The sequence below is a fragment of the Algoriphagus chordae genome (genome assembly GCF_003254055.1).
Taxonomy (GTDB): domain Bacteria; phylum Bacteroidota; class Bacteroidia; order Cytophagales; family Cyclobacteriaceae; genus Algoriphagus; species Algoriphagus chordae.
Map to the genome: position 1 here is coordinate 109,143 of NZ_QKZT01000007.1, position 22,454 is coordinate 131,596.

A 22,454-nucleotide genomic window follows, 5' to 3' on the forward strand; every position below is an offset into this window, starting at 1 on the left:
TATTACCACTCCCATAGGGAATTTTCGTATTCTAATAGTTTGTATTCAAAGTTAATCGCATCCACATAGGCCTGCACCTCAGGATTTGGACTGTCTAGCGGTACCAAATCAGCGATCAACGCATCCTCGGAGTTGGTAAACCTTCTGACCACAGATCTAAACAACCTAGTTTCAAAAGCCTCAGAATAAGTCAAGTTCTTTGCTTGGTTTTGGAAGTTAATCCATCTAGCATCTGGATGATCTTTGAAGTAATTGTAGAAATCTTTATATCGAATGAAAGCAATAGTTTTCTGACCCGCATTGGAATTCGTCTCAGAAGGCATTACCAACTCAAGATACTTGATGTCAAATAACATATCTGAATGATGCTTGTCAAATACAAAATCCTCTTTGAAATCTAAGTAATAAAGCTGCTTGGCAAAGATACTATCTCCGGTAGCATTCAACCAGAAATTATCTTGGAATTCAGCAATAGAAAGTGGCTGTGTAAAATCCTCATCACCAAAAACCTCTAGTGCATTCTCCTCAACGATAGCCTTATAAATCTGATTTACAATACCATTAGACTTTGTATCTCCAGCTCCGTAAAGCGGTCTATTATATTTCTCACGAAGGTCAATTCTTCTCCATACGCCTATCTGGTACATCTTATCATCTTCTCTGATTCTTTTGGCAGAGTAGATGGTGTCCATATCAAACTGACGATCGCCAAAGCCTGATGGATTCACACTGGTAGCAGCTATCTGCGCCTCAGATGTAAGAGGTGCAATGCCTGCTGCTATCAGCAGGGACAAGATTAATTTTGGAAGAAACTTTTTCATAATCATTCGTTTATCTTAATCCCACTTTGAGTTTTATTTAACTCGAATAGGAACAACTTGTCTTAATTCTGAAGGAATTTTATTTCCTCTGAAGTTAGTTCTGGTAACCTGTCTGATTTCAAATACAACTACATCACCAGCTCTAGCACTTTCTAATAACGAACGCATCGCTAAACTATTACCATTAGTGATTTGAACTGTCTGTCTTGGAACCTCGTTTCTCAACAATCTCATTTCACCACCAGTCACTTCGAAAGCGGCATCTTTAGCCATTGTTCTAGCGAAAGTAGGTTCTGCTTTAGCGAGCATCTTAAGTCCCATTAGGGAGCTGATCGCCTGAGCTTGGCTCAAATCAAGTTCAGATCCATTGGATGTAGCAGGAACTAAGGTAGGAGCAGGAACTGGCTTGATATCATAATCAACAGTACCAATCTTATTACCTCCACTACTTACACCGATATTAACTTTCCCAGATGCTCCAGGTATAACTGTCAATTGTCCAGGCTTAGATCCTTTGATAGACTGCCCATTGCTTACAGCAAACTCTGGAGAATAAGTATTTCCCAAAGCAGGAACCTCTATCAACAACTCATTAGCACAATCTGCATATAACTGCTGAACAACTTCTGAGGAAACCTTTATAACTGGCTGAGCAACGAAGTAATCATACTCCACAGGAAGAACTTTATCTTCTCCACCGATGCTAGTTATAATCTCTCCTTTCAGTGTTCTTTTTGCCAATCCACGCTCGTCATATTGACCTGCTGGAGTAACAGTGAATTCTATTTTACCGAATCCTTTTGGATCTACAGTAACCGAACGACCATCAATAGTCATCGTAGGTGCCGCTGAGGTAGAACTTGATGCGATAAACATATCAGCTTCGAACTTTGTACCCGCTGCTACTACGTTAGATGAAGCAGCAATTCTAGCTTCTGTCACATCAGCCTTGAAAAAGAATGAACCAATAGTATTCTGCACTGCAGTTAATGACTCACTTTCTATATTCAATACTTCATTTTGATACTGAGAGATCAGAGCAATTACTGCACCTACTGGAGATTTCACAAAGTTAAGTTTCTCAAAACTCAAATTCTGCGCTTCCCTGTCATTATTGAACAACTCTATGTCCTTAGCATCCTTAGCAATAGCATCGAATTTCAAATCCCCAAGACCTACACTAGATAAAATCTCTGTAATTTTTACAGGATACTCATTTAGCCTTGTCTTCATCTCTGCGCCTTTACCATTATTCACAAAGATATTACCGGTGATTTCCGTATTCTTCAAGTTTGCATTAACGAAGTTTCCTTCATCATTCTTTGCGTTGGACTGCACAATCAAATCTTCTTTGATTGCTTCTAAGTAATCAAAGATTTCAGATGTTGCTTCTCTAATATCCTCAGATGCTGCCACTTTTGGCACATCCACTTCCTTATTTCCTTGCTGCTCTACCGTATAGGCGATAGACTCAACGGTCTTTGTATTTTTATTGATAAAATTCTGGGAAGTTCTTTCCATCCCATCATTAATCAAGACGAATTTCTGGAGGATCTTATTACTTACCTGGAGGGCCAATAGGGCCGTTAATACCAGGTACATCATACCAATCATCCGCTGTCTAGGTGTCTCTTTAGCTCCTGCCATTTTTTAGTTTTAATGGATTTTAAAATGAATTGAAGAGAAATTAACCTTTCATAGCGGATAGCATTCCACCATAGATTTTATTCAATGAACTGACGTTCTGATTCAATTTTGATAATTCTGTTTTAAATGCTTGGGTTTCTTTACCAGCTTCGGTAAGACCTTCCATAGCAGCAGTCATATTTGCATAGAACTTATTCAATGTCTTCACGTGGCTGTTAGCATCCTGAAGCTCCATCTCATAGACTGAATTAAGAGCAGAAAGATTTTTAGTAACAGTCACCACCTGCGTGTGGTATGCTTTTGCATCTTGAGAAGCAGAGGACATTTCTGTAAGAGCCGCTGCAGTTTTGCTGTAAGATGCGTTCATATCCACCAAAGTCTTGGCAGCAGATTTTACATTCGTAGCATATTCATTCGTAGCTACAGCCGCATCTGAAAGGTTACCCATTTTCTGAGCTGAGGTAGCAAGATTCTGCATTCCTTTACCTAAGCTTTCGATCAATTCTGGACCCACTTTAGCGTTTGCTAGCATTTCATCAAGCTTCTGAGAAACCTGATCTCCACCAGCTACTACTTTTTGCATTCTTGGAGAACCTGGCGCACCGCCTTCAAGTTCTGGATATACTTTACTCCAGTCCACCTCAGTATGAGTTGGCTCAAATGCGGAAAGGAAAAATATTAATGCCTCAGTAGAAAGTCCAATACCAATCATCCAATTGGCTCCAGTCCAATCTAAGATTTTGAACATCGCACCAAGAATAACTATAGCAGCACCAATGCCATAGATTTTTGGCATGATGCTAGAATAAAATTTTGCTGAAAATGAGTTGCTGTTACTAGCCATGTGAAATGATATAATAAATTGTTAGGTAGTTGTTTTCGTTTTTTTGATAATAGATTATCTTCTTCTTCTAGATGAACTTTTCACATCCATTGAGCCAGAGCGGCCAATAAACGTCATCTTCGTTCTAAATCCGATGTGTGCCTGAGCAACATCTTCGTATTCGTATGCTCTTGTACTAGTTTCTAAGTAATGAGCGATGTCTTTCCAACTACCACCTCTTACGATTTTTCTAGGCTCAGATGGAACATCATATACTGGGTTCAAATCCCAAGTAATAGAACTAGAGGTAGTGGCATAGGCATCAAGTACCCACTCTGCGACATTTCCAGACATATTGTACAATCCATAACCATTGGGAGCAAACACATCAACTGGAGCAGTGTATGCAAAGCCATCGTCAATGTAATTACCTCTTCCTGGCTTAAAATTGGCCATCAAGCAACCTCTCTTGTTTTTCAAGTAAGGACCGCCCCAAGGATACTTGGCAACTTCCTTGCCTCCTTTAGCTGCATATTCCCACTCTGCTTCTGATGGAAGCTGAAATGCTGGGCCATCAAAATCACTATCATCATTTGCTCTCTGGTGATAGGTTCTCCACTCACAGTACTTTTTGGCTTGATCCCAAGTAACACCTACAACTGGGTAATTATCAAATGCTGGGTGATCAAAATAAAATTCCATCAAAGGATCTCCATAATGATAAGCAAAGCTAGTAGACCAAACTGTCGTATCTGGCTTGAGCTCATCATAATTCAATTGAGGAGGATCTTTCAAGGTAGTAGGAGTACCAGTCTCCAAAGTTCCGCTTTTTACGGATTCCAAAAATTGACGGTACTTATTGTTAGACACTTCATACTTATCTATGAAAAATTCTGATATGGTAATCTGCTTATTCAAAACCGATTGCGTGTAGGCGATATCTTCATCAGCCTGCCCCATCCAAAAAGTCCCTGCTTTTACTGGCACCATATCATAAGGAAGATTCTGTTGCCAGTTTGTACGCTTAGGTACACCCGTCACTTCTCCTCTTCTATTCATCTTTTCGCTAGCTGAACCTTTCTTGTTAAAAAGGCCACAACTCGGCAAAAGCGTCACCAGTGCCAACCCTAAGGTTATGGGCAGTAAGCGAACATTAATTTTTCTATACATAAATGACGTTTTTTCGTTCATCAAATAATTACGCTGTGTAAAGTATTTTCAAGACTCGAAATTTAGCTGAATTTGGCACAATAATGCAAATAACCTGCCAATTGTAGTGCAATGATAACATCTAGTTAAAACTTATCATACTCAAATCTGCTCTATTTCAGATATTTTCAAAACCTAAATCTTGGTGTCCGCTGGATTACCCGCTGTACTTCTCTACTCACATCTGACAATGTATAGCGAAGCATCAACTCATGACTTGTAGGAGATTTAGCCTCTACGCCGCTAAATACCATGTCAAACGAATAGCCCAATTTAAGAGAATTGTCTTTCAACAGACTATATCCAAGGATTAAGGACACCGATTCATCTCCTCTAAATCCAATCCCTCCACTTATCTTATTCTGATGCGTAGCAATAACGCTAGCTTCATAAGAAAAATTATTGAAGGACACTGATTTTAATAATAAACTAGGCTCAATAGAAAGTTGCCCTACAGGTCTAAACCTATAACCGACGAGCAAATACGAATGGTTTTTCAACTGATTAGCATAAGAACCATCCCCAAAATCAAAGTTAGGTTCGTTGATGTGTCTACTACTCAATCCTATATAATAGTCTCCTGCATCAAATAACAAACCAGCGCCTACATTGAAATTAATCTGGCTCTCCTTTCCCGAACTTGGAAGATTAGGTTCAGGATTCACTACAATCAGCTCACCATAATCTATCGAACTAGAATACATTCCTACATACGCGCCAAAGCTCAATGTAGATCTATTAAATTTCTTGTGATAAGCAGCCTGGAGATTAACTTCCAAATTACCTATAGCACCTATTTTATCATTGACTAAGGTAAGACCATAGCCAATATTTTTACCTTCCAGTCTTCCTTGCGCAGTCACCAACTGTGTGACTGGTGCTCCACCTTGTCCCGAGTTGGTCGTATAATTCAACCACTGCGAGCGATGCAAGGCAGAAAACCTATACCCTCCATCTTTTCCTGCGAAAGCAGGGTTGTAGTACATGCCGTTATACATGTACTGCGTAAATTGAGGATCCTGCTGGGCCATCAACGAAGAAATCTCAAAAAAGAAGAGTACGAGAATAAAGTATCTCAAAAAGTATTTTCCATGGCCTCTTTGAATCATTGTATAGCGGTTTCGTCCAACGTAAGAACTATTGTAAGAATTTAAACTGAATAACCACAGATTTTGATTCTATGTTTTACAAATTATTCACCTTTTTAATATAAAGCTCCAGTGCACCAGTCATACTTGGAGCATTTGGCATCGGTGCTTCAATATCCAAAATCAAACCTAAATCCCTCACTGCCTGCGAAGTAGTAGGCCCAAAAGCAGCAATCCTGGTATTACCCTGCTCAAAATCAGGGAAATTAATTTTTAGAGATTTAATTCCCGATGGGCTGAAAAAAGCAAGGATGTCATATTTCACATCAGCCAGATCAGACAAATCTGCCTCCAGAGTATGGTAGATGATGGCTTCTGTAAAGGCAATCCCATTCTTTTCCATGTATTCTGGAATATCATCTTTACGGATATCTGAACAAGGAAATAAATATTTTTCTGATTTATGCTTTTTGAAATAATCAAATAAATCCTGTGCAGTCTTTTGACCTACGAATAATTTACGCTTTCGGATTACTATATATTTCTGAAGGTAGTGAGCAGTCTGATCTGAGATACAGAAATACTTCATATCTGCTGGCATCTCGATTTTAAAATCTTTGCAGATTGCAAAGAAATGATCTATAGCATTCCGGCTGGTGAAAATCACAGCTGTATGCTTTAAAATATCAATCTTCTGCTTACGGAATTCCTTTGATACCACAGGCTCTACTTTGATAAACTGACGAAAGTCAATCTTCAAGTTATATTTTTCTGCTAGTTGTACGTAGGGAGAATTTGCACCCGCTGGGGCTGGTTGAGATACTAGAATACTTTTTACCGATCTGAACCTGTCTTTGGTAACTGCGCTCATGCTTCTATTATTCCTTTTGGTGATTACAGAGATTAATGACCCAAATCAAGCACCAATTTGGCCAAGATTAAAAAGGGCACTAATTCTGCGATGCAAAGGTAAGTAAATAAATGGTATTTCTTAAAACCCAGCCTATTACCCATAATTAGAAACAAACCCATTATACCTAAGATGTATATCCAGAAAAACCCTGTAAATGAGAGCTCTAGAGCCATTTTGATGGATGAAAACTCGTTCAATAAAAAAAATGCACATACCAATAACAAACCTATAGTTGAAATCACAACCAAACGTAGCAAATAGAAGAAATGCGGAAATTCTAATTTCCCCAAATCAAATAGATAGGCTAAAATTTTGATGGCTGTAAACTTGAGAACTGTGAGTACTAATAGCAGAACAGCTCCTCCTAGCCAAAGCAAAATAAGTGTGCCGAAACTCAAGGCTATTCTGGCTTCTAACCATTCCTGTCGGAAAATCACCATGCCTGTCACCATTGCAAGTGACAAAAGCATATTCACTATTAAGACATAAAACAGAATATCTATTGAAAAAAACTTTTGTAAACTCCCACTTTCAGAAAAATCTTCTGCGTTCACCAATGAGATCGGTTTAATCATCATCTCGAAAATGAAGGGGTAAGCCAACTTATAAAACGTAATTAAAACCAGGGAAACCAGCAATCCGACTATAAAAAAATCACGAATACTTTGTCTATCTACCTCTCTTTTTAATGTAGCCATTGCTACTACTCCCGAACTGGATTCTACGGGCGCAGCTTTCAAAATTTTCTGTACACTTGCTTGATCTGAAGAAATTCCACTTTTGAAAACCGTAAGATTTACCTGATCTGCAGGAAATTCTTTTCTAAGCTCTCCCACCTGCTCTGTGAATGCAGTGTCTTGATCCGTAAAAAACCACAGTTTCTCTCCCACAAATACCACAGAATGATCAGGGAATTCGAATGAAAAATAGGCTAATGGAAATGTCTCTAAATCCAAATCCAAGATCAATCGGTCATTTGAACTAAACCAAGTCTCGCGCTCACCTTCTTGCCAGTTTGGATTATAATCCTCCAAAACTTGAGAAAATGCTTGTTGACCCACTGCAAAAAACAGTAGACATATAAGTATTGACTTGCTGATCAATTTTTTCATACTCAAAACCTGGCTAAGTAGCCAAAATGTATCCTAGAATAGGAGAATTGTAAAGGTTGCAAATTTGATTTCCCAACTCCGTAAATAAATCGAAATACTCCAGAGCCTGTATCCAGATTGATTCCTGCGCCAAAAGAAACAGGTTTGTCAATCGAAGGTGCAAAGTACGGGTTTTCCAGAATCCCAAAGTCAGCAAAAACCATGAGAAATGAGTTTTCTCCAAAAAAAAGTCGCTGCTCCATATTCAAATAACCATAAGATCGCGCAAAAAAGAAGTTCTCATTGAAGCCACGAATGCTTTTCAGTCCTCCCAGTCGGAATAGATCGTTCAAAAGCAGGTTTTGATTTTGAATAAAACCACCATTCCCTTTCAGCCACATTCCCCATCCTGGCCGAAAGAAAAAATGCTTCTCCACCTCCACTTGACCGAAATACTGCGGACTACTCATATCTACTCCCACATAGACTTCCGGTGGGAATCCCGTGTTTTCTATAATTCGCTTATTCCCCATCGCTAATTCGCTATTGATCAAGAAACCTCTTCGAGGGAAATAGGGAGAATCCAACTTATCCCAATCCCAACCCAAGCCATACTGATTCCATCGATAATCGGCTACATCAGGGAGTTCTGTAGCATTGTCATAAGCTTCTGTTTCTAGGACATCACTAGCCTGCCTTCGAGTAAAAAACCGCAGGTAGCTATTGGAGGTCATGTGATAGCCAAAATCCAAACTTAGGTTCCTAGTCAAAAATGAAGAGTCTTGCTTTAGCAGATTGAATCCCAGACTGACATCAAGAGGAGAGTTCAGAACAAATGACTCTTTTGCATAGATGTCCAAAGACTGCGTTGCAATATTCACCCGCTGCCAATGCACCGCTATGTCCCTGCCCTTGCCTCCCAGATGATACAATTCCAGATCTAACTGCCCTGTAATAAGCATTTTACCGGGCTCATTGGTATTGGGTAGCAATCCTATTATCCCATCTAGCACATTCGTATTTCTGTCTCGTAAAGTGAATACGGGCTGTGCTTTTTTGATCTGAAAATCAACTGTGGCCGATTGCGTCTGCACAAAATAAGGGGAGCGGTTGAGCACTATTTTAGCCTCTTCCAATTGCTTTTGGGAAAAGGGAGCCCCAGGTCGAATTCCCGTAATATGCTGAATGTACCTCTCCTGAGTTTTCGTGTCTCCAGCTACTTTTATGCTATCCCAAAGAATAAGTGGACCAGAATCATAGTGAAAAACTGCAGAAAGCTTATCTCCTTTTCGCTCAATACTATCGAGTTTTATTTCGGCAAAAGGAAACCCTCTGTTCTCCGCTTCAGTAATCACATGCCGCATCCATTGTGAAGCAGATGCATACTCATCGCTCACAGGTTCAATATCCTCGGTAAACTCCCTTGGCACATTTCCCTGGGAAATTGATTCCCAGAGATATTTCGTTCCCAGGAATATTTTCACCTGCAAAGAATCTTTGCCTATTTCTTCCTCTTCCGAGTAAAGACTTAGATACCCTTCGTTTTGAAAAGAATTCTGAATTGAGTCTAAGTACTTCCTGCCTTCAGGCTTAGTGACAAAGCCTCTCCAATCCCCAACCTGTTGAGGATCATCGCTTGACCATTTGAGCCAATAGCTATTTTGCGCTTCACAAATCAATCCTCCGGCAAGGAAAAAAAGGATGCATGCCAAAAGGGAGGTTTTCAAAGGGCTGACGGGGATTGATTATATTCGCAAAATAATAGAATTCACATTGGCAGGCATATACATACACATTCCTTTTTGCAGGCAGGCATGCCATTATTGCGATTTTCACTTCAGCACCAATCTCGATAGAATTGACCAGATGACTGAAATGATTTGTCGGGAACTAGAACTGAGAGCCGACTACCTCCCTAGCAAGCAGTTGGAAACCATCTACTTTGGAGGAGGAACTCCATCCCTGCTTGAGCCACAATTAATCGAGAAAATCCTAGATCAGATTTCCAAAACCTACCACGCTGATTGGAAGGAAGTAACACTGGAAGCAAATCCAGATGATTTGACTGTGGATAAACTTAGCGCATGGAAGGCTCTTGGGATAGATCGTTTGAGTTTGGGAATTCAGAGTTTTGATGAGGAAGTGTTGAAATTCTACAATCGCGCACACTCTGCAGAAGAATCTAAATCTGCGATAGCCAAGGCACGAAAAGTAGGGTTTGAGAAATTCAGCTTGGACCTAATCTATGGTTATCCACAGCCAAATCATAAACTTTGGAAGCGGGATTTATCAGAAGCCATCAGCCAAAACCCTGGCCATATCTCAAGCTATGCACTTACGGTAGAACCTAAAACTGCACTCGGAAACTGGACTAAAAAAGGAATGTTCCAGCCTGCAGAGGATGATTTTGTGGCTGAGCAATTTGAAATCCTACAAGAGCAAACTGATAAAGCAGGGTATATACAATATGAGGTTTCCAACTTTGGCAAGCCTGATCAATTCGCTTTACACAACACCAATTATTGGAAAGGGGTGCCTTACCTAGGCCTAGGCCCAAGTGCACATTCTTTTGATGGGAAAAACAGAGGAGCTAACCCATCCAACAATTCCAGTTACCTGAAAAGTATGGAGAGCAGCAGCCCTCCATTTATTGTGGATAACTTATCAGATGAAGAGCGTTTGAATGAATACATTCTTACAGGACTGCGTACGCTTTGGGGAATTGATTTTGACTATATACACAGAGATTTCGGGCATGATCTCTTGATTTCCAAAAAGGGTATATTATCTCAAATGGATTCGGAAGGCTGGCTCCTTTGGAAGGATAAAAAGCTATCTTTGAGCAAAAGTGGAAAACTGTTAGCCGATAGCATCGCTGCAGCACTTTTCATCTGACAGGAATTCAATTATGGCGGGAAACGGATATTTTAGCAGAAAAAAAGAAGTGGCTCCACTGGAGTCAGCATTCAATGATCTACTCAAAGCCTATCGCTTGGAAGGGAAATTCAGGGAAAAATCTCTGGTTCACGATTGGCCCTTAATCGTCGGAAAAACCATTGCAGATCGAACCAGTTCGGTTTTTATAAAGGACAAAAAACTCTTTGTGAAATTGAGTTCTGGACCAATTAAGAAGGAATTGCTGATGAACAAAAGTAAGGTCCTACTCTTAATCGAGGAGAAATACGGGGCAGATGTCATCGACGATTTGGTTTGTATGTAATGAGGTTAAGATTTTTTGAGTCTAAAAAATTAGAATTTTTTAACAACTGACTACCTTCCGTATCCAAACGACTTTCATCATTTTCCAATCCGAATGAGTATTATTGTGGCGTCGCATTTATGATCAAACTACCACAAATCCATATCGGAAAGCTTAGCCTGTTACTTGCCATCTTGGTATGGCTTGCTATGCTATTTGTGAATTTGGTGAGACTATTCGGCTCAATCAATGAAATGAATTCTGGTATAGCCATCGAATTCACCTGGATTTTGCAAACGGCATTCTATTTAACAGTCTATGGTTTTTATAAGTATTCGATAGCTAAAAACACGCAAAATGATTTCCTCAATCTGATTTGGAGAGGAGCTTCCACCGGTATTTTTGCGGTAGCGGTCTATATTATCATTGACTTATTTATTGGTTCTCTTGGAGAAAGTAAACTTGCTAGAGATCCATTTCTTGGAATATTCTTCCATCATGTTCGCTTTGGTCTACTGACCATTTTTCTGATTTCCACTGCTCTTTTATGGCAACACCTCATTTTGTATCAAAAAACCAAGCGGGTAGTAAAGCAATGGCAGGCTTTTGAAATAACCATGCTAATAGGTATGTTCTTGGTGTTCTTTGATAGAGGCGATTATGACTATCCTTTCTTCTTTGGTTTTGCACTCTTGGGAATACTATCCGTAATCCTTTCTACAAATCTGAAGTGGATCCCTTACCTGACTTTCAAGGAAAAATGGAAATCCCTGCTATTCCTTGCTATTATTATCAGCTGTATAGGCTATCTCCTTTGGTATTCATTCTCACGTGAGTTCGAAAGGAATTATCCTATTATACTGACAGGCTATTTATTTCTGACTTCTCTTTTTTGGTTTGTTCTAGTTTATGCCGTTCTCAGCTTTCTTGTCACACTATTCAACCTTCCTACCTCTTCGGTTTTCGAGCAAAAATTGACCGAAGCCATCAATTTCCAACGCTTAAGCCAGTCTATTAAGCCAGAGGAAAATGAGGAACAAGTGCTGGACATCCTTATGGATTCCTGTATGAGTGCTGCCTACGCAGATGCAGCTTGGCTAGCGATGAGCAATGAAGAGTTTCCGGATGGCGTAATCCAAGAGCGTTTTATAGATAGAAAAACAAGAAAAGAGGTCTTGGAATTGATCCAGCAGCAGAAACCTGCGCAAGAATGGGCTGCAGAAAAGCCTACAGACAACCTCAATCCTATCAGTCTTCGCATCAATCACTCGAAATTCGAATCTGTGCTATTGGTTCCTTTGGTCATTAACAAATCGGTGATTGGGAAAATTGTGCTGTGTAAAGAGGTTCGAGATGGGTTCAACAAAGAAATGCTGAACATCATCAGCACCTTTGCACGTCAGGCCTGTATTGCGGTAGAAAATCATAGACTGCTCAATCAAGCAATCCTGAATGAACGCTATCAAGAGGAATTGAAAATCGCCCAGCGTGTTCAGAAATCACTGCTACCAACTAAATTGGATCACAATCAATCTTTTGATATTTGCGCTTTTTCCAATGCAGCGGATGAAGTGGGGGGTGATTATTACGACACCTATCAGCTGGACGAAGATCGCTTTGTCTTGATTATTGGGGATGTGTCTGGCAAGGGAACCTCAGCAGCATTTCACATGTCGGAGATGAAAGGCATTTTCCAAAGTCTCATTCAGCTCAATTTGAGCCCATCGGATTTTATGGTCAAAGCCAACTCAGCTCTGAGTAGATGCCTAGAAAGGAACCATTTTATCACGGCATCGATTTTTGTCATCAATACCGCAAAACAAAGTATCTGTCACTCACGTGCTGGCCATGTACCAACACTATTTCATCAGGAAAAACTGCATAAATCTGCGTTTTTAGAAATAGATGGCTTGGGCTTGGGAATTTTAAGAAACATGCAATATGAAAAACACGTAGAGGAAAAGACATTTACCTATCAAGCTGGCGATGTACTGCTACTATTCACAGATGGTATAGTAGAAGCCAAAAATGAAAAATCCCAACAGTTCGGTTATGAGCGTATCAGAACCTTATTAGAAGTTTATCACGAACTAAACCCACTTGAAATTCAGACCAAGATTATTGATTCCTTGCATGCTTTTGTAGGCGGAGATCGATTGATAGATGATGATTATTCGATTATGGTGGTGAAATTTGCCAACCAAAATAAAGACAGCTAATAATGCTAAAAATAGAAACCCAACAAGAAAACGGTCACGATATATTACTTCTCCAAGGCGAGGTGGATGCCAGCAACTCAGTAATTCTGGATGAGGCAATTACCAAAATGGTAACCGATGGATGCCGTTCTATTTTAGTAGATGGCTCAGGATTGGAATACATTTCTTCAGCAGGATTGGGGGTTTTCATGTCTTACTTGGAGGATTTCCAGGAAAAAGAAATCGACTTGAAGATCTACTCACTTTCCGATCGAGTATTTGAAGTGTTCAGAATACTGGGCTTAGACCAGCTTATCCGCATATATCCTGACAAAAAAACAGCCTTGAGTTCCTGATATGAAACATCAGATGAAAATATCTTGTCAAACTACAGCACTCTCTCAGCTGCGTGTTTTTTTGAAAAAAGCGCTAGGAGAGATGAATATGTCTGACATCGACCAGCACCAGATCACCCTGGCAGTGGAAGAGGTATGCGCCAATCTGATCATCCATTCACATAAGTGCAATGCGCTGGACTACATTCAACTCAAGATCAAACAAAACCCAGGCAAATTAATTTTTGAAATAACCGACGAAGGCAAGGCCTTCAATATGCTCGATTATGAGGTTCCCGACCTCGATAAAGTAAAAGGAGAAAAGCGAAAAGGAGGTTTAGGCATAATTTTGGTCAAGAAGATCATGGATGAAATCGAATTTGAGTCTAGCAAAGGCACAAACACCTGCCGCCTGATCAAATGGTTTCAGTCCTAATTCTTGTTAATTGCTTAGTATTCGGGACATTTGACTTGAAATCCTAATAAATTTGTAAAATTGCATTCCAATTCTGCCATTTAATACATGACAAACCGAACCCTTTCGGCACTTATATTCACCCTCCTCCTAGTGTTTGAGTCCTCCTTACCGGCGATGGCTATAGTACAAGCTTCGGGGCAGGATGACCCCCTATTGACTATAGGAGGCAAGTCTGTGGATAAAGACGAGCTGATCTATATGCTTTCTAAAGGCACCAAATCTGAGCCTGGCACTACAGGAATGTCCAGAGACGAATTTGATGAGAACCTTGACCTTTTTATCAATTACAAATTAAAAGTAAGGGAAGCAGAGGCTCAAGGCCTTGATCAGACGGAGGAATTTCTCAGAGAATTTGAATCCTTCCGAGAAAACCTTAAAGCTCCTTTCCTGATTCGAAATTCTTTAGAAGAGGGGGAACTGAGAAAAGCATATTCTAGAATGCAGGAGATTATTCGTGCCAGCCACATTCTGCTCAAATTCCCTCCAAATGCCAGCAAGGAAGACAGTTTGATCGTCCTGCGCATGGCATTGAAGATAGAAGATGAAATAAAAAATGGTAGTAGCATCAACGATCTTGCTGTAGAATATTCAGATGATCCATCAGCTCAAGTAAACAAAGGAGATCTAGGTTATTTCACTGCTCTTCAGATGGTTCAGCCCTTCGAAGATGCAGCTTATGCACTTCAAGCAGGCCAAGTTTCAGACCCTGTATTGACCAACTTTGGTTATCACATCATCAAAGTGCAGGATCGCCAACCCAACCCTGGCCAAGTACACGTATCACATATCCTAGTGCGTATAGATGAAAATGCTCCAACAGGCGAAGACATCGCGAAGCGCAAAGTGGCTGATATCTATAATGAGATCCAGAAAGAAAATACCATCTGGGAGGATATTGTAAAAAATTATTCTGAAGATCCTGCAAGTAGCCAAAAGGGAGGAATTCTACCTTGGTTCAGCGTTGGATCTATGATCCCTGAGTTTGAAATGGCAGCATTTTCCCTGACGGAAGTTGGTGAAGTCTCTCCTCCTGTAAGAACTCGCTATGGTTATCACATTCTGAGATTAGAAGACAAGAGACCTGTTGAAAGTTTTGAAGCTCTGGAAGAGAGCATCCGCTCTAGAATCTTAAGAGATTCGCGATCCACTATGATACAGTCTCAGGTGATGGCTATTCAGAAGTCTCGATACAATTTCGACGAGAATGAAGAGAATGTAGCCAAACTGAGAGCAGAATTAGCCAACACGACTAAAGCTGGATTTTCACAGGCATTGACAGCTAAAGGTCTGACAAGCGATCAACTCTTTTTGCTTCAGGGCAAAAGCTACATTGCCGAAGATCTTGCAGATTATATGCTTGAAGTAGAAATCAGCCTGCCAAGTAAATCCAGTGTTTTCGATGCTTGGTATGATCGATTTGTGGCGGCAGTTCTCAACGAGGCTGAAGAGTCTGATTTGGCGGCCAACAATAAAGAGTATCGCATGCTGTTGAAAGAGTATCGAGATGGCATTTTGCTATTCTCGCTGATGAACGAAGAAGTTTGGCAAAAAGGCCTTCTGGACTCGACAGCTCAAAGAGCCTATTTCGAAAAAAACATTCAAAATTATCAGTGGAAAGGCAGATCAAATGCCTATATCGTCAAAGTGCTTGACTTGACTCAGTTGGATGCTGCACGAAAAGCGCTTAAAGACAAACCACTTTCAGAGGAGCTTATTGCTTCTTTTGAGAGTAGTTACCAAAGCAGTAATTCTTTGGCCTATCAAACAGAAACAGGGCTGATAGAACACAGCGAGCACCCAGTTTTGTCTAAAGTAGATTTGAACGAGTCCTACCAAGAGCTCGAAACTAACGGTCATCTTCACATTGTGCTTATGGGAGAAATCAGTCCAGCTGGGCCAAAGAAATTCGAAGAAACACGTGGCTTGGTCATACGAGATTATCAGGAATATTTGGATGAAAGTCTTGTGGAATCTTTACGCAAAAAGTATCCAATCAGTATCAATCCAAAAGCTAAAGAGGAAACTTTCATAGCTTTGAATCAATAATAATTCACAAAACAAACCTGTCTCCTAAGTACCGGAGATGGAAAAACACCCATGAAATTGCTAAACCGACTTACATTCACTCTAGTTGCCAGCTTGCTGATTACCGCATCATTTGCGCAAGAAGACCCTCAAACAGGCCAGGTTCTTGACAAAATTGTGGCTAAAGTGGACAACTATATCTTGTTAGAATCAGATGTACAGAAAGCATATATAGAAACGCTTTCCCAAATGCAACAGGGGCAAGAAACTCCTTCCAGATGCCAGATATTTGAATCCTTGATGATTAATAAATTGATGGTAGCCAAGGCTGAAGTCGATTCGGTAATCGTCACGGATGCAGAAGTAATGATCCAAACTGAACAGCGCTTCAGCATGGTCATGCAGCAATTTGGCGGAGATGAAAGCACCTTGGTAGAAGCCTATGGAAAAACCTCTGATCAGCTCAAGGCTGAAATCGAGGATGTGATCAAAGAGCAACTAATCGTACAGCGTATGAGAACTCAAATCACAGAAGGTTTGACTGTTTCTCCCAATGATGTAAGACAGTTTTACAATAGTATCCCACAAGATTCATTGCCTTTGTTCACTTCAGAGGCTACCGTAGGACAGATCGTGGTGAAGCCAGAAGTAAACCCACAAACAAAGCAGGACATCTACGATCAGATGCTGCAATTCAAGAAAGACATTGGCGAAGGAAATGCTGATTTCGCAGATCTTGCGAGAAAATTTTCCGAAGATCCAGGGTCCGCTACTAATGGTGGAGATCTTGGTTTTTCGTCAAAAGGGCAAATGGTTCCTCAGTATGAAAGTGCTGCTTTAAGTCTAAAACAAGGTGAGATTTCTGATCCTATCGAAAGTGATTTTGGATTTCACTTGATTCAACTGTTAGAAATAAAAGGTAACACCTACAATACTCGTCACATCTTGATGTCTCCAAAAGCGACTGAGGCGGATGTAGCAAAATCTGAAAGGTACCTCGATAGTCTAAGAACTGAGATTTTAGCTGGAAGATTGGATTTTGCGAAAGCAGCCAAAGACTTCTCTGATGATAGAACTACCTCCGATGCAGGTGGCTTCTTTACAGACCCTTCCAATAATTCAAATCGACTATCCTTAAGAACTCTTGAAGATCCACTTCTTTTCTTCACTATCGATACGATGCAAGTAGGCGACATTACCAAACCAATGCTGTTTGATGATCCTCGAGATGGAAAAAAAGTAAGAATCTTGTATTACAAGGCAAAATACCCTGCACACCGCGCCAATATGGAGGATGACTACGAAAAGCTTAAGGCAGCTGCCCTTCGCAAAAAAGAAGATGATCTGCTTAGTAAGTGGTTTATAACGGCCAAGGAGGATATTTTTATTGATCTTGATCCTGCATACGATCGATGCGATGCACTCTCAGGGAAGTAATAAAAAATGCCCGAGGTTATCCTCGGGCATTTTTTGTTAGTTGAATAGTATACAGCTACTTATTTTTTGCCAAATAGCGCCTTAAAAGCCAAGCCAATTTGCTTCAAACCTTCTTTGAACAAGCCCTTAGATTCCTCTAGCTTGGGTTTGAAATCCTCCGAGCGTTCTTTAAACTCCCGTTCTAAAATATCTTTACCTTTTTTAAACTCCGCTTCGAGCGTAGTCTTATTCTCTTTCAAGTCTTTGATCTTTTTCTCGATGTCCTCTTTGGCATCCATTCCAGCATCAGCTCCCTTTTTGACGAGTTCCTCGATCTTATCTCCGATTTCTTGGAGCACTTTCTCTATATCTTGAGTAGTGGATTTCTTTTCTTCCATGATTAAGAAGGTTTAAATGAACTGATTTACTTCAAGATATATACTTTTTCTTGAATGCTGCTTTTTCTAGATAAGATTACGGATAGAAACCCCTAATTATCAACGGATTCTCCTGCCTGAGTTTGCTTTTCGTATAACTCAGCATAAACCCCTTTCTGCTTCATCAGCGATTCATGATTTCCACGCTCGATAACCTCACCATCATCCAATACGATGATCTGATCAGCAAGTTTAGCTGAAGACACTCGGTGGGAAATAATAATAGAAGTACGATTCTTCATAATATGCTTTAGCGCAGTCAAAATCACATTCTCAGTTTTGGTATCGACTGCAGATAGGCAATCATCCAAAATAAGAATCTTAGGCTCCTTAGCGATGGCTCTGGCGATAGATACACGCTGCTTCTGTCCACCAGAAAGTGTAATCCCTCGTTCGCCCAGCATCGTCTCAAATCCCTTTGGAAATTCCACGATGTTTTGATACACATCAGCATCTTTGGCTGCCTGTTCGATGATCTTAGGGTCTGATTCTTCTATTCCAAAAGCAATGTTGGACCCAATACTATCTGAAAATAAGAAAACATCCTGCGGCACATATCCTATCTGTCTACGAAGATCAGAAACATCATAAGAGTCAATAGACTTGCCATCCACTTTGATCACTCCAGTGGTAGGATCATACATGCGCATCAGAAGATTAGCAATAGTAGATTTCCCAGAACCTGTAGTACCTATGATTCCGAGCGTCTGTCCTTCTTTGATCTGGAAACTAACATTCTTCAATGCTTTAATTCCTGAGTCAGGATACACGAAGGATACATTTTCTACCTCCACTGTTCCATGAATATCAGCCTTGATATTATCAGTACTCAAGACATCATTCTTCTCATCCAAAAACTCATTGATCCGTGTCTGAGAAGCTGCTGCACGCTGCACAATACTCGTCACCCATCCCAAGGAAGTTACTGGCCAAGTAAGCATATTCACATAAAGGATAAACTCGGCTATCACGCCATAGCCAATTTCTCCGCTGATGACCTGTAAGCCTCCCGCATAAACAGTGATGATGGTGGACACTCCTACCAACGCCATGATGATTGGAAAGAAAAGTGCATTGACTCTTGTCAGTCGAATGGACTTTATCTTGTAATCTTCACTAGCATTCGCAAAATCATTGACACTATCAGATTCTCGTACGAATGCTTTCAATACACGAATTCCTGAAAAAGCCTCTTGAACAAATGTACTCAGACCACTCAAGCTACGCTGTATCTTCTCCGATCTCTCGTTGATCATATTATTCACATAATAGATACTCAAGGAAAGCACCGGCAGTGGTAATAGCGCATAAAACGTCAGCATCGGATTGACAGTGATCATGTAGGTAATCACGAGTGGAAAGAGTATCAACAAATTCAGACCATACATGATCGCCGGTCCTAGATACATGCGGACACGACTCACATCTTCTGTGATCCGAGCCATCAGATCTCCCGTGCTATTCTTTCTATAGAAACTCAATGGGAGTTTTTGGTAGTGTTCGTAGATCTCATTCTTGATATCATATTCCACTTTTCTGGACATGATAATGAGCGTCTGGCGAATGAAAAACAAGAAAATCCCGCGTAGCAAAGCCATCACAAGGATCAAAACACCAAAGACCAAAACGAATTTTAGAAAAATATCCTGTGCCTGATCCCCCATTCCACCCTGCTCTAAAGGGCGATAAATAGAAAAACTTTCAACCACATAATCTATTGCAAGTCTGACTAGTTGCGCGGGAATAATTACGAAAATATTAGAAATCACCGTAAAAACTATCCCCAAAAGGATCAAGCCCTTGTACTTGTACAAATACTTATTGAGTCGCCAAAGTGGTTTCACCAAATAAAAATTTTAAAATGAGGGAAATAGATTAGGAATACTGGGCATATTAATCCTTTGAAGGCCAATAAAAGTATTTAATTTTGTATCGGCTAGTATCGTAAGGAGTACCCAAATATAACACATTCTAAAAAGCTAAGTTCACATGTTAGAGATTAAAGCAACCGAAACAGTAAGTGAAGGTTCAATCTTTGGCCAAATCAGCACGATGGATCACGAGCAATTGGTGATATGTCATGATGAAGTAACCGGCCTTAAGGCATTGATCGGAATTCACAACACCACTTTGGGCCCTGCATTAGGAGGAACCCGAATGTGGCCTTATGCTTCTGAAGAGGAGGCGATTACAGATGTTCTTCGACTTTCCCGAGGAATGACATTCAAAAATGCCCTTGCGGGTCTTAATCTCGGCGGAGGCAAAGCTGTGATTTTGGGCGATCCATCCTTGAAAAACGAAGCTTACCTCAGGCGTTTTGGCAGATTTGTCGAAAGCCTCGGTGGTAGATACGTGACTGCAGAAGATGTAAACATGAACACTTCTGACATGGAATTCATCGGAATGGAAACTCGCCATGTAACTGGTCTTCCTGAGATCAAAGGTGGTGGCGGTGACCCCTCTCCAGTAACTGCCTACGGCGTGTACATGGGAATCAAGGCTGCTGCCAAAAAAGCTTTTGGACTAGAATCATTGGAAGGTAAAAGAATCGGCGTACAAGGCGTAGGCCAAGTAGGTAAATACCTGATTGAGCACTTGGTAAAAGAAGGAGCTCATGTCATGGTTACCGATATTTTCGAAGACAAGCTTAAGGCTGTAGCCAAAGCCACAGGAGCTCAGGTGGTTGATCCCAATGTGATCTACGACTTGGAAATGGATATCTATTCTCCATGTGCTCTAGGAGCTACAATCAATGATCAGACTATCGATCGCCTAAAATGTGCTGTGATCGCAGGTGGCGCCAACAACCAATTGAAAGACGAGGCTAAGCATGGACGAATCCTAGTAGACAAAGGGATAGTATATGCTCCTGACTTCTTGATCAATGCTGGTGGTGTAATCAACGTAGGCGCAGAATACTTTGGCGGCTACAATAGGGAGACAGTTTACAAGCACACAGAGAAAATTTACGATACCTGTTTAGGTATTTTACATAAATCTGAGGAGGAGAATATCCCAGCTCAGCAAGCTGCTATCGAGACAGCAAAAGCTAGAATTGAAGCGATCGGAAGAGTGAAGCTTACTTTCTAAGAAAACCAACATTAAGTAACAAAACCACCGGACCTAGATTCCGGTGGTTTTTTTGTCTCATACAACTAGATGATAGGCAGGCCAAATTGTCTATATTTGCAACTCATTTCGAAGACATGCTAAACAGAAGAATACTCCGAGTAAAGGCTTTTCAAAACCTATATGCATACGAGCAGTGCAAGGGTTCCAACCTCAACCTGGCCAAAGATTTTATCCGATCCTCATTTATGCCGGATCTGAACAGCATGGAAGTGCAAGATAAAACTGCACTCAACAAAGATGCTGAGGATGCAATTAAGCTATTGGATCAAAACTTGACTTCCAAAGATTTATTGAAAGCAAGTGACGCTAGCCCAAAGGTGAAAAAAGTGGTGCTGGAGGCTTTGAAGAAATTTCATGAGGCAAACGAGAAGGATCACCAGTTTCTGCTAAAGAATATGGTCGTATCTGCAGAGCGAATTCCACAGTTGTATTTGCTAGCTATTGAGCTTTTGCAAGCTTTTGCAAAGCATGTAGAAAAAGAAATTGAGAAAAAGAAAAGGTTCTCACCTGATAATCCTGTTGGGTTTGGGAATGAATTGAATTTTCCAAACAATCAAATCCTAGCTTCGCTTCGTGAGTCTGACAGTTACAAAGCTGCTATTGCTAGAAACAATGTCAATCTGGACGATATAGAGCTAGAGATCAAAGAGTGGTTTAGAGACTATGTGAAGCCATCTGAGCAATATCAGGCCTATCTTCAACTAGAGAGTCCTAGCTTAGAGCAGGATTTCAGCATCGTAGATGATTTACTGAAAAAAGTCATTTTCAAAAATGAAGTGATCTTAAATTTCTTCTCTGAAAAAGATTTGAACTGGACGGAAGATAAATCCGTAGTAAGAAGTTTAGCATCCAAGGTATTGAAAAATGCGGCCAATCTCCATGAGGAAAATGAAAGCCAAATGCCTGAGATTGCTATGAACTGGGATGAGGATAAGGAATTTTTTCAAAATATCTTTAACTTCACCATCGAGAATGATGTTAATAGTAAGGCTCTGATCACCCAAAAAACTAAAAACTGGGACATTGATAGACTCGCTTTTACAGACAAAGTGATCATCTCAATGGCAATAGCGGAAATGAAAAATTTCCCAAGCATTCCAGTCAAAGTAAGTATAAATGAGTACATCGATATCTCTAAAACCTACAGCACGCCCAAGAGCAAGCAGTTTGTCAATGGCTTATTGGATGTGATGGCAAAAGAGTTAACCGATAGTGGAGAAATCCGTAAGAGTGGTAGAGGTCTTTTGGACAATAAATAATATAACTATGAGCAAGAGCAGTAATTCACTCATCGCATTCCTAATTGGCGCTGGCGCAGGCGCAGCACTTGGGGTACTTTTTGCACCAGATGCAGGAACAAATACACGCGATCGCCTTTCTTTCAAACTTTCTAAATACAAGAAAGAACTAGAAGAATTAATCGACGACTTAGTAGACGGGAAAGAAATGCACTTAAACGAGGCTAAAACCGAAGGTAAGCGTGTAATTTCTGAAGCTAAAGACAAAGCTGAGAACCTATTGAGCGATGTTAATAAATTAATCGACCAAATCAACCAAGGAAATAATTAATCGTTGTGAAATCGAGCTAGCCGTATCCTTACATCAAGGAATGTTATTCGATTAAACGAGTTTCCTCCCGATG

20 protein-coding genes are annotated in these 22,454 nt (G+C 40.4%); 10 read left to right on the plus strand and 10 right to left on the minus strand.

The annotated features are described in order from the left end of the window. Nucleotides 1–2: 2 nt before the first annotated feature. The 8 genes from porN to LV85_RS09420 form a co-directional block, all read right to left on the minus strand. Entirely contained in the window at nt 3–821 is an 819-nt protein-coding gene (porN, locus tag LV85_RS09385; RefSeq protein ID WP_111318675.1) for a type IX secretion system ring subunit PorN/GldN, read from the minus strand. A gap of 33 nt (nt 822–854) precedes the next feature. Then, nucleotides 855–2,468 (minus strand): type IX secretion system motor protein PorM/GldM, encoded by a 1,614-nt coding sequence (gene porM, locus LV85_RS09390; protein ID WP_111318677.1) that lies wholly within the window; start codon nt 2,466–2,468, stop codon nt 855–857. A gap of 40 nt (nt 2,469–2,508) precedes the next feature. Next, nucleotides 2,509–3,312: a type IX secretion system motor protein PorL/GldL gene (gene porL, locus LV85_RS09395; RefSeq protein WP_111318679.1), complete on the minus strand. Its 804-nt coding sequence runs from the start codon at nt 3,310–3,312 to the stop codon at nt 2,509–2,511. A gap of 54 nt (nt 3,313–3,366) precedes the next feature. After that, nucleotides 3,367–4,461 (minus strand): T9SS ring complex lipoprotein PorK/GldK, encoded by a 1,095-nt coding sequence (gene porK, locus LV85_RS09400; RefSeq protein WP_111318681.1) that lies wholly within the window; start codon nt 4,459–4,461, stop codon nt 3,367–3,369. A gap of 167 nt (nt 4,462–4,628) precedes the next feature. Beyond that, complete coding sequence (locus LV85_RS09405) at nt 4,629–5,609, minus strand: PorP/SprF family type IX secretion system membrane protein (RefSeq protein WP_111318683.1); 981 nt, start codon at nt 5,607–5,609, stop codon at nt 4,629–4,631. A gap of 76 nt (nt 5,610–5,685) precedes the next feature. After that, nucleotides 5,686–6,459, minus strand: coding sequence for a uroporphyrinogen-III synthase (locus tag LV85_RS09410; RefSeq protein ID WP_111318685.1), 774 nt, complete (start codon nt 6,457–6,459; stop codon nt 5,686–5,688). A gap of 32 nt (nt 6,460–6,491) precedes the next feature. Continuing rightward, a complete protein-coding gene (locus tag LV85_RS09415; protein WP_111318687.1) occupies nt 6,492–7,613 on the minus strand; it encodes a DUF4271 domain-containing protein in 1,122 nt (373 codons plus the stop codon). Between the two features lie 2 nt (nt 7,614–7,615). Next, nucleotides 7,616–9,304, minus strand: coding sequence for a BamA/TamA family outer membrane protein (locus tag LV85_RS09420; RefSeq protein ID WP_146260461.1), 1,689 nt, complete (start codon nt 9,302–9,304; stop codon nt 7,616–7,618). On the opposite strand from LV85_RS09420, the gene hemW reads away from it, so the two are divergent. From hemW to LV85_RS09455, 7 genes are all read left to right on the plus strand, one after another. Beyond that, on the plus strand, nt 9,294–10,487 hold the full coding sequence (gene hemW / locus LV85_RS09425) for a radical SAM family heme chaperone HemW (protein ID WP_211318398.1): 1,194 nt from the start codon (nt 9,294–9,296) through the stop codon (nt 10,485–10,487). The two genes, LV85_RS09420 and hemW, sit on opposite strands and share 11 nt — an antisense overlap. Nucleotides 10,488–10,500: 13 nt before the next feature. Further along, the gene (locus LV85_RS09430; protein ID WP_111318691.1) at nt 10,501–10,812 is read left to right on the plus strand and encodes a DUF721 domain-containing protein; all 312 of its coding nucleotides are present in this window, start codon (nt 10,501–10,503) and stop codon (nt 10,810–10,812) included. Between the two features lie 119 nt (nt 10,813–10,931). Further along, nucleotides 10,932–13,010, plus strand: a complete 2,079-nt coding sequence (locus LV85_RS09435; protein ID WP_111318693.1) for a SpoIIE family protein phosphatase — start codon at nt 10,932–10,934, stop codon at nt 13,008–13,010. Nucleotides 13,011–13,012: 2 nt separating this feature from the next. Further along, a complete protein-coding gene (locus LV85_RS09440) occupies nt 13,013–13,345 on the plus strand; it encodes an STAS domain-containing protein (RefSeq protein WP_111318695.1) in 333 nt (110 codons plus the stop codon). A 13-nt stretch (nt 13,346–13,358) separates the two neighbouring features. Next, entirely contained in the window at nt 13,359–13,760 is a 402-nt protein-coding gene (locus LV85_RS09445; protein WP_245942236.1) for an ATP-binding protein, read from the plus strand. Between the two features lie 87 nt (nt 13,761–13,847). Further along, a complete protein-coding gene (locus LV85_RS09450; protein WP_111318699.1) occupies nt 13,848–15,848 on the plus strand; it encodes a peptidylprolyl isomerase in 2,001 nt (666 codons plus the stop codon). Nucleotides 15,849–15,899: 51 nt separating this feature from the next. Further along, nucleotides 15,900–17,264: a peptidylprolyl isomerase gene (locus tag LV85_RS09455; RefSeq protein WP_111318701.1), complete on the plus strand. Its 1,365-nt coding sequence runs from the start codon at nt 15,900–15,902 to the stop codon at nt 17,262–17,264. Between the two features lie 59 nt (nt 17,265–17,323). On the opposite strand, the gene LV85_RS09460 is transcribed toward LV85_RS09455, so the two are convergent. After that, nucleotides 17,324–17,641 (minus strand): hypothetical protein, encoded by a 318-nt coding sequence (locus tag LV85_RS09460; RefSeq protein WP_111318703.1) that lies wholly within the window; start codon nt 17,639–17,641, stop codon nt 17,324–17,326. Between the two features lie 92 nt (nt 17,642–17,733). Then, nucleotides 17,734–19,524 (minus strand): ABC transporter ATP-binding protein, encoded by a 1,791-nt coding sequence (locus LV85_RS09465; RefSeq protein WP_111318937.1) that lies wholly within the window; start codon nt 19,522–19,524, stop codon nt 17,734–17,736. A gap of 145 nt (nt 19,525–19,669) precedes the next feature. Here LV85_RS09465 and LV85_RS09470 point away from each other — a divergent pair, with 145 nt between their 5' ends. The 3 genes from LV85_RS09470 to LV85_RS09480 all read left to right on the plus strand — a co-directional run bounded on the left by LV85_RS09470 (nt 19,670) and on the right by LV85_RS09480 (nt 22,381). Next, nucleotides 19,670–20,770: a Glu/Leu/Phe/Val dehydrogenase dimerization domain-containing protein gene (locus LV85_RS09470; RefSeq protein ID WP_111318705.1), complete on the plus strand. Its 1,101-nt coding sequence runs from the start codon at nt 19,670–19,672 to the stop codon at nt 20,768–20,770. Between the two features lie 116 nt (nt 20,771–20,886). Continuing rightward, nucleotides 20,887–22,071 carry a transcription antitermination factor NusB gene (gene nusB / locus LV85_RS09475; RefSeq protein WP_111318707.1) on the plus strand — a complete coding sequence of 395 codons (1,185 nt, stop codon included), beginning with the start codon at nt 20,887–20,889 and terminating at the stop codon, nt 22,069–22,071. Nucleotides 22,072–22,078: 7 nt separating this feature from the next. After that, on the plus strand, nt 22,079–22,381 hold the full coding sequence (locus LV85_RS09480; protein ID WP_111318709.1) for a YtxH domain-containing protein: 303 nt from the start codon (nt 22,079–22,081) through the stop codon (nt 22,379–22,381). The last annotated feature ends 73 nt before the right edge of the window (nt 22,382–22,454 follow it).